Source organism: Brachybacterium sillae (genome assembly GCF_025028335.1).
GTDB classification, from domain to species: domain Bacteria; phylum Actinomycetota; class Actinomycetes; order Actinomycetales; family Dermabacteraceae; genus Brachybacterium; species Brachybacterium sillae.
Genome location: NZ_JAFEUW010000001.1, coordinates 824,601 through 839,442 on the forward strand (window position 1 = coordinate 824,601; position 14,842 = coordinate 839,442).

Sequence of the window (14,842 nt, forward strand, 5' to 3'; positions counted from 1 at the left end):
GCGTCGTTGCCGGTGTTCAGCTGCTGATTCTGGCATTCGGGTATGACACCTGACTTTTATCAGTCGGCGCGAGATTCTGGATCGGCGGGTCGGTGACCTGGGGTGATGTCTGGTTCGGGGGCTGGATTTGTGCACTAACCGGGGGTCGTAGAGTGCGGCGGTGGCCTACATCCGCACGGTGAAGACCGCCTCTGGGGCGCGGGCGGTGCAGATCGTTCACTCTACGCGGCGCGGGTCGAAGGACATCGAGCACATCGGCTCAGCGCACTTCGATGCCGAGGTCGAAGCCCTCAAGGCCGCGGCGCGGCAGCGGCTGGCAGCGGGGCAAGACGAGCTCGATCTCGGGCTCGGCAGGCCTGGCTCGGGTGGGCCGTTGCCGATTACCGCCACCCGGATGGAGCACCTGATCGGTGCGATCGAGCGTGTCTACGTCGATCTGGGCCTTCAGGCCGCGGCGCAGGGAGATGAGGTCTTCTTTCACCTGGTGCTGGCCCGCCTGGTGGAGCCGACGAGCAAGCTGGACTCGCTGCGGGTGATCGAGGAGACCGGCCTGGCCCCGGTGTCCTACCCGACCGTTAACCTCGATGTTTCATGGGGCTGGTGAGCGGGGTGGGTCGGCGTCGTTGCCAGTGTTGAGCTGCTGATTCTGGCATTCGGGTATGACAGATCGTCGCAGTGTCCGTTGCGGGCGGTCGGGTTCCACTCCCGAGAAGAGGAGCTGCTGGTCGTAGGGGCGGGTGGTCTCGCCGGGTTAGGTCTGTGCGACGGTGGTGCGGAGCCGGTTGACGCCGGTCAGGACCCTCACGGCTTCGGGTGCATGTTCGGCGAGGTGGAGGACCTTGTGCCGGGCGCGGCGCACGAGGGTCGCGGGGATCTCGAACAACCGCGCGCGGAGCCGTTTGGGCTCCCACTTCCGTGCATCATGGCCGGTCAGCGCGATGGTCTGCATCCAGGCGACGAGCTCGCTGGCGATCTGGACGATCTGGCACCAGAGCTGATTCTGCGCGAAGCCCTGCAACGGGAACTTCTCAAGGCCCATGTCCTTGGCGTTACGGATCCGGTCTTCGCAGCGTGCACGGCGACGGTGCCGCAGCTCCAAGACCGGGAGCTGGCCGCGCGGGGAGTTGGTGGCGAACGCGGTGATGCGCATCCCCTCGTGATCGGTGATCCGCAGCTGCGCCCCAGGATGAGGACGTTCCTTCCGCACGATCACCCGCATCCCGGCAGGCCACCCGGACAGGTCCAGCAGCCCGGTCAGCTCCGCCACCCACGCCCCGTCGCGGATCCCCTCGTCCTCGGTGTCGTAGGCGGGAGTCCACGCCTCCGCCTCGTCGAGGCGTTTCAGCAGGTCGGGAGTGTTCGCGGGGAGGGTGAACCCGACTGAGTAGGCCAGACGCTGCCGCTGGAGCCAGGCCAGGAAGTCCTTGGTGCCGCCGGCCCCGTCGGTGCGGATCAGGATCTTCTTCGACCCCCGCCCGCCCCGGGCCAGCAGGCCCGCAGGCAGCTGCGCGAGAGCCTGCCGGGTGACGGTGATGTGATCAGCGGCGGTGTTCGAGCCGGCGTTGCCGGGGCGCAGCTGGATCGCCAGCGGTTCCCCGGTCCCTTCGCTGCCGTGGTCAAGGAACGCACACAGCGGGTGATAGCCGAACCCGCGTTTGAACGTCGGTGCGGCCTGCTCCTTCTCACTGTGGACGTTGATCAGGGTGGCATCGAGGTCGATGACCAGCGGGTTCTTCGCACTGACCCCCGCAGCCGGGGAATGCGCTCCGGCGAGGGTCCAGGCTCTTTCCCGCGCGATGCGGCGGGCTTTCGAGATCGCCTCGATCACGGTGGGCGCGTCCTGGGCGAGGGTGGTGAGCATGCGGGAGATCGTCGGGGTCGAGGCGACATCACCGAACAGGTCCGGCTCGCAACGCAGCAGATCAGTATCCGAAGCATGCTCCCCGCCGATTGCGAGAGTGAGTGCGAGGTCCAGCAGGACCTTCGCCGCGTGGTGCTCGGCCAGCGGTTTCGTCCAAGGATCCAGAGCTTCACGCAGCGAAGAGGCGAGGCCGGTGGCGTGGATCGTGTCGGTCAGCAGCACCGCGCCCGCATGCGAGAGGGCCGGGACCTCAGCGATGTCCACGCGCGGACGGGGGTAGAAGAACAAGGTAGGGTGGGACACCTGAAAGGTGCTCCTTCCAGCGGATGGCTACGAGACTCAACACCCCGTATCATCCCAGGCCAGGAGCACCTTTCTCTATGCCTCTCACCCATCGAGACCACACCGCTATGAAAACTCGAGGTTAACCGGCGCCTGCCGCGCTACGCCAAGCCGGCCTTCCGTCAGGCGTTGGCGGCCGCCCTGGCCGCGACGGCAGAGCTGGGGCCAGCGGCGTTGGTGTTCTACGACGTCTCGACGTTGTATTTCGAGGCCGACGAGGGTGACGGTTTCCGGGAGCCGGGGTACTCCAAGGAGCGGCGGATCGATCCGCAGATCACCATCGGGTTGCTGACCGATGCCGCCGGGTTTCCGTTGATGGTCAACGCCTGTGAGGGCAACAAGGCCGAGACGAAGACGATGCTGCCGGTGATCGAGGCGTTCAAGGCCACCTACAACCTCACCGACGTCACCGTGGTGGCCGATGCCGGGATGCTCAGCCACGACAACCGGGACGCGATCGAGGCCGCCGGGTTGTCCTACATCCTCGGCGCGCGGATCGCCGAGGTCCCGTACGTGATCGAGAAGTGGCTGGCCGAGCACCCCGGGCAGGGGCCGGAGGACGGGCAGATCTTCACCGCCAAGACCTTCACCGGCCCGGCCGGCAACCACCGTGAGGGGCGAATCCACTACCAGTACCGGGCCGCCCGGGCGCGGCGGACGTTGCGGGGGATCGATCAGCAGGTCGCCAAGGCCGAACAGGCCGCCGCCGGCAAGGCCCCGGTCAAGCACAACCGGTTCCTGACCGTCACCGGCGAGGAACGGGCCGTCAACCGTGAGTTAGAGGCCAAGGCCCGGGCCCTGGCCGGGATCAAGGGCTACCTGACCAACCTGTTGCCCGAGCAGGCGTCGGCGGAGTTCGTCATCGGCGCCTACCACCGCCTCTGACAGATCGAGAAGTCCTTCCGGATGTCCAAGCACGACCTCGCCGCCCGGCCGATCTACCACCGCCTGCAGGACTCCATCGAGGCCCACCTGACCATCGTCTTCGCCGCCCTCGCCGTCGCCCGCCGCCACGAGCACCTCACCGGCTGGTCACTGAAGAAGTTCGTCACCACCGCCCGGCGCTACAAGACCGTCACGATCCGCGCCGGCGACCACAACATCACCGCCGCCGACCCTATCCCCGACGAGCTCCGCGACGCGCTCGACCGCATCCACCGGCCACCGTCACGCAGTGCTCACTAAATTGATAAAACTCGGGACGCGGACCTCCAGACGGCGGCGCAGGTCGTCGAGATGCTGCTCATCAAGGACCACAGCCGGATGAAGCACGAGGCCACTACGCCCTACGACAGCACACACGAACAGCAGCACAGGCTCCTGCCTATCTCGCACCCCGAGGACTGGGCTGCTGCGTCGCAGGAATTCAGAGACGGGGACTACCTCAAGGGCGACGACGGCTGAGCAGCGCCGTCATCGCTGCAGCACCGGAGCAGCACTAACCGGCTTCGCGGGCCACCTGGTCGGCGTAGCCGATGAGGCTCGTGACCAGCATGAGCACCTGGATGCAATTGCGCTTGCTGAACTGACGCGAGGAGACGCCGTGGACGCTGGCGTGGCGCGAGTAGTAGTGCGGCACCTTGTCGCCCTTCTCCTTCCAGAACTGCTCGTGCGCGTTCCAGATCGGTAGCCACACGAAAGCTTCCCGAACGCCCATCTCGTCGATCTCATCCGGGACGTCAGCGCCCCTCTTGTGGTTCGTGATGACCCCATGGTCCTTCCGGTCGGGGTAGAAGCGGTAGATCAGCGTGTCCAGCGTGACAGTGAACATGGCCTGGGCCGAACGGGCGTGGCCGGCGCGCATCGCGCCGAGGCCGTCGAGGGCGAAGCCCAGCTCATCGCTGACCGCTTCATGGTCGGCCCGTTCCAGCACGGCGGCGCAGTCCTCCATGAGCAATTCGTAGCAGTCCCCGAGCACCCGTCGCCGCCCCACGCGATCCTTTGCTCGCAGCAGGCGCAAGGCAGTCCGACCCCGTGGCACGAGGTAGAGTGGGATGCCCTCCTGCTCGACGAACTCGTGGACCTGGCTGGCCCTGATCTCGTCGGCGTGCTCCTTGAGGTTGGGCGGTAGCAGCGCGCGGTTGAGGCCTCGGAGCGCCTCCGGGTCGAAGAGCGGCCCCAGCGACTTCCGCAGGCCCGCCATGGTTCTAGCGTGCTGCTCGGAGATCGTCTTGAGCATCTCCTGGGTCGCAGGGTTGAGGACCGGGGCATCCAGGGCAGGCAGGTCAAACGCTGGCGTCGAGAATGTAGGAATGCTGGCGACGATCGACGCCACCTGCTCCCCGATTCGCTCGTTCATCGGCGCGAGTGCCTCGCGGGCGATGGCACTGTAGTCGGGCATCAACGAGCGCATCCGCTCCTGCAGGGGCGCGACGACGCTCGCCAGGAAGTCGTCCAGATTCGGCAGCAACGATCGGGAGAACCCCGCTGGCATGCGGAAGCCGCCGCCTTGCTCCTTGTCGTCGCCCTCGCTCGACTCTTCCGACTCCGGTCTTTCTCCTTCGGCCCAGGAAGCGTCCTCGTTGTCCGGCTCGATGTCGTGGTCATCGTCCTCGTTCATGATGAACCTCCGTTCGGAGCTGGCACGCCGTCGAGTCTCCTATGGACCATGGAGACCATCGTCAGCACTTCGAGCAGTTCATCGTCGTTGATCGTCCGGTTCAGTCTCGGGTCGTGCGCTGTCGGGTTCCGGTAGAGACCATTCAAACCCTTCACGAGATTCGCGAGCCCGGTCTGCTCGTCCTTCTCGGTCTGTGTCCGCAGAGAGTTGATCGCCAGCAGCGGGACGCCTGACTTGCCGAGCGCCAGAGTTGCGTCGACGAGTGCAGCCCCGTCGCCCGATATGCCGGTCAGGCTTCGAAGCCGATCGAAGATGCTCTTGGTCGCCTCCAGACAGGCATGGAAGTGCGCCTTCTTCAGTACCTCCATGGAGCAGTACCGGAGCACCTCGGGATGCGCCTTCCGGCGCTGCAGCTCGTCGCGGATCGATGTCGCGATGCGTGTGGCCTCATCGAGCGTTTGTGCCTGGGCACCGCGTGCGACCTTGCCCTCGTCATTGACCCGCAGCCCGACGAAGGCGAGGTGCTCGTTGAGACGATCCTGACGAAGGGCGAAGAGCTCCGGTTGGCTGCGATACCGTACCGGGTCCATCGCCGTGACGATGAATGTGACGATGCGCTTCGAGCTCTGGTCCTTGTTCTGACAAGCGACGAAGGCCTCGGCGAGCCGGTCGCGCTTGGTCGCCGTCGGGATCGGGTCGTCCATGCGCAAGCGAAGGAGCAGGTCGCCAATCTCGCGACCCGTCAACCCGTCGGACGTGTCCGCGAGAACGTCGGCGATCGCCTTCAGGACTGGATACTTCCAGGACGACTGGGGTGCGACCACGTCAGATCACCGACGCTGTGCAATGACGAGCAGGCGCCAACCGGGCATACACTGACCGCCTACTTCTTGCCACTTCCAGACGTTCCTCCGCGCCGGAATTCCACCACGTCCCCGTTTCATTGGTCGCCTCCGTCTGTCTTGTCTACAGGCCACCAATGCTCATCATTCTTGACACATTCCGCAGCCATTCGCCGTTGCGTGACTTTGCGCTTCCCCGTGTTCAGATCATCTACCCACTGAACAGGCTTGTCGTAGAATCGCAGCCGGCCACCGTCGAACGGGCAGGTTCCTTGCATGCGAGCAAGCCCGATCCTTCTACCCCAGCCGGTAAGCGCCGGGAGCCAAGACAGTGACGGGAAATGCTGAGTCTCGTTCCTTGCAACGCGACGCAGAAACATGGCTAGGGCAAAGACGACTACGAGTCCCAGGAAAACAAACGCCCAGACAGGCTGGACCGGCTTCAGATTTCCGGCACCATCCATGCCGAGAATCGTGCTGACTAAAGGTTCGACGACCTTGTAGACCGACCCAAGACTCAGGAGTCCAGAGATCACGCTGATCCAGGTGAGAACAGCAAGCGTCAGAGGACTTCGCCAAGACCATTTCGGCTCATATGTGGCGCGGGCTTCCTGGGGCTCACCTCCCAGGTGAATGTCACCACCAGCCTGAAACACACCACCCGAGATATCGCCACCACCGGTGTCGACGTTTTGATTGGCTCCGTTATCGCTATCGCCTAGCCGCTTGCCACACTCCGGGCAGAACCGCGCACTTTGGGGGACTGTCGCCCCGCAAGCCGTGTTGGGGCAGATCACTTCTTCCCGCCAGAGGTTAGTCCGCTACGGAACTCCACCACGTCCCCGTCACGCATGACGTACTCCTTGCCCTCCATGCGCACCCACCCGTGGGCCTTGGCCTCGGCCATGGAACCGGCCTCCACCAGGTGGTCGAAGGAGACGACCTCGGCCTTGATGAAACCGCGCTCGAAGTCGGTGTGGATCACGCCGGCGGCCTGCGGGGCTGTCCAGCCCTTGCGGATCGTCCAGGCGCGGGCCTCCTTGGGCCCGGCCGTGAGGTACGTCTGCAGGCCGAGGGTGTCGAAACCGACGCGGGCGAGCTTGTCCAGGCCGGGCTCGTCCTGTCCGGTGGATTCGAGCATCTCCTGTGCCTCGGCGGGGTCGAGCTCGATCAGTTCCGCTTCGAACTTCGCGTCGAGGAAGATCGCCTCGGCAGGTGCGACGAGCGCCCGGAGCCGTTCCTGCATGGCGGTGTCGGCCAGGCCCTCCTCGTCGGTGTTGAACACGTAGATGAAGGGCTTGGCGGTCATCAGCTGCAGCTCACGCAGCTCGGCCACATCGATGCCGGCGTCGGCGGCGCCCTGGAACAGGGTGCGGCCCTGCTCCAGCAGAGCCTGTGCCTTGTGGACGTTCTCGAGCACGGTCGGCTCGATCGTCTTGCGCTTGGTCTCCTTCTCCAGACGCGGCAGGGCGTTCTCGATGGTCTGCAGGTCGGCGAGGATCAGCTCGGTGGTGATGGTCTCCATGTCCCCGGCGGGGTCGGTGGAGCCCTCGACGCGAGTGACGTCCGGGTCGGAGAACGCGCGGGTGACCTGGCAGATCGCATCGGCCTCACGAATGTTCGCGAGGAACTTGTTGCCCAGGCCCTCGCCCTCGCTGGCGCCCTTGACGATGCCGGCGATGTCCACGAACGACACCGTCGCGGGCACCTGGCGCTCCGAGCCGAAGATCTCGGCGAGCGTCCCCAGGCGCGGGTCGGGCAGCGGGACCACGCCGACGTTCGGGTCGATCGTGGCGAACGGGTAGTTCGCCGCGAGCACTTCGGCGCGGGTCAGGGCATTGAACAGGGTGGACTTGCCGACGTTGGGCAGTCCGACGATTCCGATGGTGAGAGCCACGCAGGCCATCCTAGGGGCGGGCGGGCCCGGGCTGAGGTCGGTCCGGCCGCATCGGACCGATCAGGTGGCCGACACCTCGGGGATCGCCGCATCGATCAGGCGGATGAGGGACTGCGCACTCAGTTCCCGGATCTCGGTATCCCCCTCCGTGCTCTCCGGGGTGTCCATCGCGAAGACCGCATCGGAGGTCGCCATCAGGGTCACCTGCAAGCTGTCCCCACCGGCGTCGCCGGCCGTGGAGAGGACCGTCAGCGCGCGCGTGTCCGCCAGGCGGTCACTGATGCCGCTGCCCGGGTCGTCGAGCCGTTCCAACGGCCCGACGTACGCTGCGCGGTCCTCGTCTCCGGCCGCACCGGACTGATCCACGTACCGGGCCCAGCGCGCCGGGGCGGCCGCCCGCGTCGGCACCGAGAAGTGGTGGAAACCGTCTGCCGTGACGAGCTCCTCCAGCAGGCCGCCCTCGGGAAACACGTAGACGGTCAGGGAGGTGGTCTGTTCTGACACCTTCCAGGTGAGGTTCATCAGCGCCACGGGCGTCTCGCGCAGCGTGAGCAGACCCGCCAGGGTGCGATCAAGCTGCACAGCGCGCTCAGACGTGTCGGGAGCGCCGTCCCGGCCCGCCGTGCCACTGCCGTCTCCCCCACCACCGGGCACGTCATCCAGGGCCTCACCGAGGGTCCGGCCCTCCGGTTCCCTCTGGGTGGGGCCGATGACTGCGAGGCCACGGGCGACGAGGGATCGCACGGCGATCGTCGCCATCGCCTCCGGGGGAAGGTCCGACGAGTCCAGATACGGCGACCCCACCAGGCCCACTCCGTCGCGACCGGCAAGCCCCAGCAGCTCCTCGTCCGTGAGCGTCGCGAGCACGGGGGGCGTGTCGGACGCCCGGGCGAGAATCTCCAGGGCGCCGGCGAGGTCGCGTTCAGTGACCAGAGACGGGGTGCTCATGCGCTCATCCTAGATTCCGGTGGGGCGTTCGATCCGAGCGGTCATAGGCCGAGCGCGTCGCCCAAACCGCCGATGCCCGAGGCGACGGCATCGCCCACACCGCGCACGCCCTCGGCAACATTTCCGACACCGGTCCACACACCCTCGGCGATATCCTGCCCGGTCTGCTCGATGGAATCCCAGTTGTCCTGGACGGCCTTGGTGACGTCCATGCCGATGGACACCAGGCTGAGTCCAGCCCCGACCGCCCCGACGAGGGGAGCCGCTGGGCCGAGAAACGGGGCGGCAAGGAGCAGGGCACCCCCTGCCGTCTGCAAGCCGCCGCTGACACGACCGTAGGAGGTGTCCTCCGTGAACAACCGGCGTCCCCCGTCCACGATGTCGACCCAGGGGAGCGCCCGGCCGATGCCCTTCCCTGCGGTCGAGAGCCACGGAGCGACCTCGTCGAGCTTGTTGAGCACCTTGAGCGGCTCCCAGTTGCCTGCGGCATACGGAATCCCGAGCTTGCCGAGAAGCTTCTCGGCACCCTTCTGCCATTCCTTGCCGTCTTCGAACACCTCCTGCAGGTAGGTGTGGCGCCACAGCCCCTGCACGCCCTTCTGCAGCAGGGCCGCATACTCGTCAGCTGCACTGGGGATGCGGCCCAGGAAGTCGATCATCTTCTTGAGCTTGGAGTAACCGGACTGGGCCTTCGCCGCCTGCTCCATGAGGAACTGCACGGGATGGAACGGAGCCCCGGGCTGCTGCCCGGGCCCGGCCGGGCTGCCGGGAGCGTGGTCGCCCGACCCGCCTCCCGGCCCCGGCGCGGTGGGGATGGGTCCGTCCAGGGTTCCGGAGACCTCATCCTGCTCCTCGGCCTGGCGATCGAGCAGCGTGGCCCTCCCCCGCAGGTCGCCCGCGCCCCGATCCAGACGCTTCCACGCTGCACTCCGCCACTGGCCGCGGAACGATTCGGCGTCCGGTCCGCGCCACATCGCCTCGTCCATCACGAGGGGCTCGAGGCGCCGCTGCATCTCCAGGACGGTGTGGGCGCTGCGGGTGAGCAGGCACGCGTGGGCCCGCAGCTGCTCGGTGTCGGCACCCAGGAACTGGTTCACGATCATCTCCCCGTCACGAGCTCGGCCTCGGTCCCGTGGGTGCGGAACCGTTCGTCGTCCGCCGTAGGAGAGGATCCCCGTCGGGGACATGGGGACAAGTCCCCATGCTCAAGGCCAGCCCGGGCTATCTAGCATGGCGGGCATGGAGACCACCCGGGCGCAGCGGAGCTACGCCACCGCACTCAACCGCAACGAGCTGTTCAGCTCCCCGGGGCTGCGCCGCGACATCCCCGCGCTGCTCGATCCCGAGGAGGAGGTCATGCTGGCCCTGCCCGGGGTCGCAGGTGACTTCCCCGACGTCCTGATCGTGACGGTCCGGCGCACACTCCTCGCAGCCGTCGCGGGCCCCCTGCGCCGCGCACGCATCAAGAAGGAGTCCCCGGCCGGGGAGGTGACCGGGGTGTCCTATTCCCCCGGCCTGCTCAGCCGCGTGGCGGTGACCACCACCCGCGGAACCTGGAGGATGCTGCCGCACCGCCGCGCGGACGCGGAGCGCTTCACCGCCGAGTTCGACCATCTGCTGCGCACAGGCACCCTCCCGTCCTGACGCCCACGGAACTCGACCGCGTCGCGCCTCGCCTCGTCTGTCGGGGCCCCGTGATGTGCTGGGCGGCATGAACGCGACACAGATGCTGCTGCTGGGGCTGGTGCTCGGCGCCCTGATCGGAGCCGTGATCACCTGGCTGGCGATGCGCGAGGTCCTGCACCGGCGGGAGCAGGCCCGCGACGCGCACACCGGCGCCTTCGATCAGCTGCTGCTGCTCGCCGACGAACGCTTCGCCCGGGATGCCGCCCGCCGCGATGCGGTGGAGGAGGAACGGCAGGCGCACCTGCAGCGCACCCTCGCCCCGATCACCGCCTCCCTCACACATCTGGAACGCTCCCTCGCCCGGTCGGAGGCGGCCCGGATCGACGCCGAGGGCGCACTGAGGGAGCACCTCGGGCAGCTCGCGGAGCGGGCCCGGTCCCTGGAATCCGGTACCGCCTCCCTCACCGCCGCGCTGCGGGCCCCCACCGCGCGGGGACGCTGGGGTGAGGTGCAACTGCGCCGGATCGTGGAGGCCGCCGGGATGCTCGATCATGTCGACTTCGACGAGCAGCACGCCGGTGTCCGGGCCGACGGCGAGCGCGCGCAGCGCCCCGACCTGGTGGTGCACCTGTCGGGTGGCCGCACTCTGGTGGTCGATGCGAAGGCCCCGATGGAGGCCTACCTCGATGCCGTGGAGGAGACCGACCCGGCGCGGGCCGCGTCCCGCCGGGCTGCGCATGCCAAGGCGCTGCGCCACCACGTGGGCGTGATCTCCTCGAAGGCCTACTGGAAGGCCCTCGGCGACACCCCGGAGTTCACGGTGGTGTTCGTGCCGAGCGACGGGGTGCTCGCCGCGGCGCTCGATGCCGATCCGGCGCTGCTGGAGGACGCCTTCGGGCAGGACGTGGTGATCGCCTCCCCCGCGACGTTGATGGCGCTGTTGCGGACCGTCGCCCACACCTGGCGCACGGAGGCACTGAACCGGGACGCCCGGGCGGTGCTCGACGCCGGCCGGGAACTGCACCACCGGCTCGGGACCTTCGCGGGGCATCTGGGGAAGGTCGGCCGCTCCCTGGATGCAGCGGTCGGGGCGTACAACGACGCGGTCGGTTCGCTGCAGGCGCGGGTGATGGTCACAGCCCGGCGTTTCGAGGACATGGGCCTGGTCGGCACCCCGGTGCCGGAGGTCGACCAGCTCACGCGCCGCTCCCGCACCCTCGACGACGCCGAGGTCGCGGACCTCGCCGCGGGGCGCCGCGCCGTGTCGGACCGCTCAGGTCATGATCAGGCGAGGCCGTCGGAGCAGTCGGCCTGAGTGCCGCGGCCCCCGCGCTGCCGACGATCCTCCGCCCCCTGGGAGCGCATCTCCTGGCGCAGCTCCCGCGGCAGGGAGAACATGAGGTCCTCGGTGGCGGTGCGGACGGTCTCCACGTCGCCGTAGCCGCGGCGCTCCAGCTCTGCCAGCAGGTCCTGCACCAGCACCTCCGGCACCGACGCGCCGGAGGTCACCCCGACGGTGCTCACGCCGTCGAACCACTCGTCGCGCAGTTCGGCGACGGTGTCGATGCGGTGGGCGGCCTGGGCACCGGCGTCCTTCGCCACCTCCATCAGACGCACGGAGTTCGAGGAGTTCGGCGAGCCGACCACCAGCACCAGGTCGCACTCGGGGGCGATCTTCTTCACCGCGACCTGGCGGTTCTGGGTGGCGTAGCAGATGTCGTCGCTGGGCGGGGACTGCAGCAGCGGCAGCCGCCGGCGCAGACGTTCCACCGTCTCCATCGTCTCGTCGACGCTGAGGGTGGTCTGGCTCAGCCACACCACCTTCTCCGGGTCGCGCACCTCGACGGTGTCGGCCTCCTCCGGGGAGTTGACGATGGTCACGTGATCGGGGGCCTCCCCCGCCGTGCCCTCGACCTCCTCGTGACCGGCGTGGCCGACCAGCAGGATGTCGTAGTCCTCGCGGGCGAAACGCACCGCCTCCTTGTGCACCTTCGTCACCAGAGGGCAGGTGGCGTCGATGGTGCGGAGGTTGCGGGCTGCGGCCTTCTCGCGGACGGCCGGGGAGACGCCATGGGCGGAGAAGATGACGAGCGATCCCTCTGGCACCTCATCGACCTCGGAGACGAACACGGCGCCCTTGGCGCGCAGCCGGTCGACCACGAACTTGTTGTGGACGATCTCGTGGCGCACGTACACGGTCTCGTCGTAGTGCTCCAGGGCGCGCTCCACGGCGACGACGGCGCGGTCCACGCCGGCGCAGTAACCGCGCGGCTCGGCCAGCAGGACGCGTCCGGTGCGCGCGGGCGAAACGGTGGTGTCGGTGCTCACCCGGCCATCGTAGGAGCTGGGTCGAGGCGGCACAGCCCGTCGGCGGCGCAGCTCACGGAACCTCCACACCCGGGGCGCCGGGGTGCTCACCCGCCGTTCCTCCCCAGGGGCCGATCATCCCCGAGCGTGCCGGTGTGCGTCGTTCGTCGGGGGTCTCTGCGACAGTGGTGCGCATGACCGATCCCGCACCCGCACTCGCCGCGACGGCCGCGCAGACCACCCCGGAGAATCCGTGGCCGCTGCGTCACCTGTCGGTGAAGATCGGCGAGTACATCTCCCGGATGTCCCCCCTCTGGGTGGAGGGTGAGATCGTGCAGCTGAACCGCCGGCCCGGCAGCGGGCTCGCGTTCATGACCCTGCGGGATGTGGAGGTCGACTGCTCCTTCTCCGTGCCCGTGCGGGAGCACGTGCTGCGGTCCCTCAGCGTCGAGCCGGTGCCGGGGGCCCGAGTGGTGGTGCATGCGAAGCCCACCTTCTGGTCCAAGCGCGGGTCTTTGCAGCTGGAGGCCGACGACATCCGCCCCGTCGGGCTCGGGGAGCTGCTGGCCCGGCTGGAACAGCTCAAACGCACCCTGGCGGCGGAGGGCCTGTTCGCCGAGTCTCGCAAGCAGCCGCTGCCGTTCCTGCCGCGCACCGTCGGTCTGATCTGCGGGCGCGAATCCGCGGCCGAGCGGGACGTGGTGGTCAACGCCCGGCGCCGCTGGCCCGCCGTCGAGTTCGCGATCCGCGAGGTCGCCGTGCAGGGCGAGAAGGCGGTCCGGGAGGTCTCCGCGGCGCTGCGGGAGCTCGACGACCTCGAGGACGTCGACGTCATCATCGTCTCCCGCGGCGGCGGGTCGCTGGAGGATCTGCTGCCGTTCTCCGACGAGCAGCTGGTGCGGCTGGTGGCCGCCTGCCGCACACCGATCGTCTCGGCCATCGGCCATGAGGTCGACGTCCCCCTCATCGACCTGGTCGCGGACGTCCGCGCCTCCACCCCCACCGATGCCGCCAAGCGCGTGGTGCCGGACATCCGCTCCGAACTCGATCAGGTCTCGCTCGCGCGGGCGCGGCTGCGCACCGCTGTGCGGCAGCGACTGGATCGGGAGCAGTCCGGGCTCGATGCGATCCGCTCCCGGCCGGTGTTGGACAGCCCCGGGAGCATGCTCACCGGCAGGACGCAGGAGATCTCCTCGCACCTGGTGCTGGCGCGGACGATCATCGGCTCGCGGCTGCAGCGCGGCCATGACGAGATCACCCACCTGGCCCGGCAGGTGCGGGCCCTGTCCCCGCTGGCGACGCTGGAGCGTGGCTACGCGGTTGTGCAGACCGCCGACGGCACTCCCGTGCACGACCCCGAGCAGGCTCCCGAGGATACGGAGCTGTCCGTGCGGGTGGCCGGGGGCCGTTTCGGCGCCGTCCGCACCGCCCACGACCCGTATCGACCACCCACCGCGGAGGACATCGACCCCGCCGCCTGACCGGCCCGCCGACTCCCCCGCCGTTCCCACGACCCCTTCGCCCCATCGCCCGAGGAGAACCATGACCCCGCGATCCACCACCCCCGACGCCGACGCCACCGACACCGACGACCTCGAGGCCGCCTCCGCCCCGACGGACCTGCCCCAGGACATCGCGCAGCTCAGTTACGAGGACGCTCGCGACCAGCTGATCGATGTGGTGCGGCGTCTGGAGTCCGGGCAGAGCGGGCTCGAGGAGTCCATCGCCCTGTGGGAGCGCGGCGAGATGCTCGCCACCCGCTGTCAGCAGTGGTTGGACGGTGCCCGCAGCCGGCTCGATGAGGTTGTCGCGCGGCGCGGCCAGGACGACGCCTGACGCCGGTGCGGGCCGTCAGCCATCGGTGGAGGTGAGCGCCGCCTCGGTGAGTGCCCGCAGCGTGGACTGCTGTCCCCGGCCGGTCACCAGCACGTCGTAGCCGTCGCCGTGGCACAGGTAGCCGGTGGTCTGCGCGTCCCCGGCCATCACCTCGCAGGTGCGGCCGGCGACCTGCTCCGTGCCGGTCTGGCGCAGGCCGGGCAGGGCCTCGGCCACGACGGCGGGGCCCGCCTGGATCATCTGCAGCAGCGTCACCGCCTGACGGTCCGGGGAGGTGTACCGCACCTCCCAGCGGGGGTCCTCGCCGTCGGTGTACCGGGCGGATCGCTCCGTCCACCCGTCGCCGGCCTGCGGCACCGCCACCGGGAACGGGGCGAGATCCTGGGCACGCTGCGCGGACGAGGCCACATCCACCCGCTGCTCCGGCGGGACCTCACGATCCACCTCCCGGCCCACCCCGAAGAACAGCATCGCCACGACCGCCACCACCCCCAGGGTGAGCGCCAGCGCCCAGATGATGTTGCGCAGCGTCATGTCTCCCGGGGTGAGGGCGTACCGGGACTTCGGGCGGGACGGGGAACCGGACATGCCCGCCATTGTCCCCGGCGTTCGCCCCGCCCCGC

14 protein-coding genes and 2 pseudogenes are annotated in these 14,842 nt (G+C 68.6%); 7 read left to right on the forward strand and 9 right to left on the reverse strand.

Annotated features, from left to right (window positions below; genetic code table 11):
* Positions 1-160: 160 nt before the first annotated feature.
* Positions 161-553, forward strand: a pseudogene (locus tag JSY14_RS03720) (IS1634 family transposase); the annotation flags it as partial.
* A 198-nt stretch (positions 554-751) separates the two neighbouring features.
* Here JSY14_RS03720 and JSY14_RS03725 read toward each other — a convergent pair.
* On the reverse strand, positions 752-2,164 hold the full coding sequence (locus JSY14_RS03725; protein WP_432803598.1) for an IS1380 family transposase: 1,413 nt from the start codon (positions 2,162-2,164) through the stop codon (positions 752-754).
* A 120-nt stretch (positions 2,165-2,284) separates the two neighbouring features.
* Here JSY14_RS03725 and JSY14_RS03730 point away from each other — a divergent pair.
* Both JSY14_RS03730 and JSY14_RS03735 read left to right on the forward strand, forming a co-directional pair.
* Positions 2,285-3,388: pseudogene (locus JSY14_RS03730) on the forward strand (IS1634 family transposase); the annotation flags it as partial.
* Positions 3,389-3,439: 51 nt separating this feature from the next.
* On the forward strand, positions 3,440-3,607 hold the full coding sequence (locus tag JSY14_RS03735) for a hypothetical protein (protein ID WP_259557417.1): 168 nt from the start codon (positions 3,440-3,442) through the stop codon (positions 3,605-3,607).
* Between the two features lie 34 nt (positions 3,608-3,641).
* On the opposite strand, the gene JSY14_RS03740 is transcribed toward JSY14_RS03735, so the two are convergent.
* The 6 genes from JSY14_RS03740 to JSY14_RS03765 form a co-directional block, all read right to left on the reverse strand.
* Complete coding sequence (locus JSY14_RS03740; RefSeq protein WP_259557418.1) at positions 3,642-4,763, reverse strand: hypothetical protein; 1,122 nt, start codon at positions 4,761-4,763, stop codon at positions 3,642-3,644.
* Positions 4,760-5,587, reverse strand: a complete 828-nt coding sequence (locus JSY14_RS03745; protein WP_259557419.1) for a TIGR02391 family protein — start codon at positions 5,585-5,587, stop codon at positions 4,760-4,762. Before JSY14_RS03745 ends, JSY14_RS03740 begins: the two co-directional genes overlap by 4 nt.
* A gap of 116 nt (positions 5,588-5,703) precedes the next feature.
* On the reverse strand, positions 5,704-6,402 hold the full coding sequence (locus tag JSY14_RS03750) for a zinc ribbon domain-containing protein (protein WP_259557421.1): 699 nt from the start codon (positions 6,400-6,402) through the stop codon (positions 5,704-5,706).
* Positions 6,399-7,502: a redox-regulated ATPase YchF gene (ychF, locus tag JSY14_RS03755; RefSeq protein ID WP_259557422.1), complete on the reverse strand. Its 1,104-nt coding sequence runs from the start codon at positions 7,500-7,502 to the stop codon at positions 6,399-6,401. Before ychF ends, JSY14_RS03750 begins: the two co-directional genes overlap by 4 nt.
* Before the next feature lie 60 nt (positions 7,503-7,562).
* Positions 7,563-8,450, reverse strand: a complete 888-nt coding sequence (locus JSY14_RS03760; RefSeq protein ID WP_259557423.1) for a hypothetical protein — start codon at positions 8,448-8,450, stop codon at positions 7,563-7,565.
* A 41-nt stretch (positions 8,451-8,491) separates the two neighbouring features.
* Positions 8,492-9,547, reverse strand: a complete 1,056-nt coding sequence (locus JSY14_RS03765) for a hypothetical protein (RefSeq protein WP_259557424.1) — start codon at positions 9,545-9,547, stop codon at positions 8,492-8,494.
* A 142-nt stretch (positions 9,548-9,689) separates the two neighbouring features.
* On the opposite strand from JSY14_RS03765, the gene JSY14_RS03770 reads away from it, so the two are divergent.
* Both JSY14_RS03770 and JSY14_RS03775 read left to right on the forward strand, forming a co-directional pair.
* Entirely contained in the window at positions 9,690-10,094 is a 405-nt protein-coding gene (locus JSY14_RS03770; RefSeq protein ID WP_259557425.1) for a hypothetical protein, read from the forward strand.
* 67 nt (positions 10,095-10,161) lie between these two features.
* Positions 10,162-11,391 (forward strand): DNA recombination protein RmuC, encoded by a 1,230-nt coding sequence (locus JSY14_RS03775; RefSeq protein ID WP_259557426.1) that lies wholly within the window; start codon positions 10,162-10,164, stop codon positions 11,389-11,391.
* Here the strand turns inward: JSY14_RS03775 and JSY14_RS03780 are convergent.
* Positions 11,361-12,404 (reverse strand): 4-hydroxy-3-methylbut-2-enyl diphosphate reductase, encoded by a 1,044-nt coding sequence (locus tag JSY14_RS03780; RefSeq protein ID WP_259557427.1) that lies wholly within the window; start codon positions 12,402-12,404, stop codon positions 11,361-11,363. The two genes, JSY14_RS03775 and JSY14_RS03780, sit on opposite strands and share 31 nt — an antisense overlap.
* A gap of 173 nt (positions 12,405-12,577) precedes the next feature.
* Here JSY14_RS03780 and xseA point away from each other — a divergent pair, with 173 nt between their 5' ends.
* Together xseA and JSY14_RS03790 are read left to right on the forward strand one after the other, a co-directional pair.
* On the forward strand, positions 12,578-13,864 hold the full coding sequence (gene xseA / locus JSY14_RS03785) for an exodeoxyribonuclease VII large subunit (RefSeq protein ID WP_259557429.1): 1,287 nt from the start codon (positions 12,578-12,580) through the stop codon (positions 13,862-13,864).
* 61 nt (positions 13,865-13,925) lie between these two features.
* The gene (locus JSY14_RS03790; RefSeq protein ID WP_259557430.1) at positions 13,926-14,219 is read left to right on the forward strand and encodes an exodeoxyribonuclease VII small subunit; all 294 of its coding nucleotides are present in this window, start codon (positions 13,926-13,928) and stop codon (positions 14,217-14,219) included.
* A gap of 15 nt (positions 14,220-14,234) precedes the next feature.
* Here JSY14_RS03790 and JSY14_RS03795 read toward each other — a convergent pair whose 3' ends face one another.
* Positions 14,235-14,807, reverse strand: a complete 573-nt coding sequence (locus tag JSY14_RS03795; RefSeq protein WP_259557431.1) for a DUF4245 domain-containing protein — start codon at positions 14,805-14,807, stop codon at positions 14,235-14,237.
* Positions 14,808-14,842: the final 35 nt, after the last annotated feature.

Bases quoted from the DNA above. Each gene is read 5' to 3' on its own strand.
- JSY14_RS03735 (WP_259557417.1), top strand. From the start codon at position 3,440: ATGCTGCTCATCAAGGACCACAGCCGGATGAAGCACGAGGCCACTACG.
- JSY14_RS03740 (WP_259557418.1), bottom strand. From the start codon at position 4,763: ATGAACGAGGACGATGACCACGACATCGAGCCGGACAACGAGGACGCT.
- JSY14_RS03760 (WP_259557423.1), bottom strand. From the start codon at position 8,450: ATGAGCACCCCGTCTCTGGTCACTGAACGCGACCTCGCCGGCGCCCTG.
- JSY14_RS03770 (WP_259557425.1), top strand. From the start codon at position 9,690: ATGGAGACCACCCGGGCGCAGCGGAGCTACGCCACCGCACTCAACCGC.
- JSY14_RS03775 (WP_259557426.1), top strand. From the start codon at position 10,162: ATGAACGCGACACAGATGCTGCTGCTGGGGCTGGTGCTCGGCGCCCTG.
- xseA (WP_259557429.1), top strand. From the start codon at position 12,578: ATGACCGATCCCGCACCCGCACTCGCCGCGACGGCCGCGCAGACCACC.
- JSY14_RS03790 (WP_259557430.1), top strand. From the start codon at position 13,926: ATGACCCCGCGATCCACCACCCCCGACGCCGACGCCACCGACACCGAC.
- JSY14_RS03795 (WP_259557431.1), bottom strand. From the start codon at position 14,807: ATGTCCGGTTCCCCGTCCCGCCCGAAGTCCCGGTACGCCCTCACCCCG.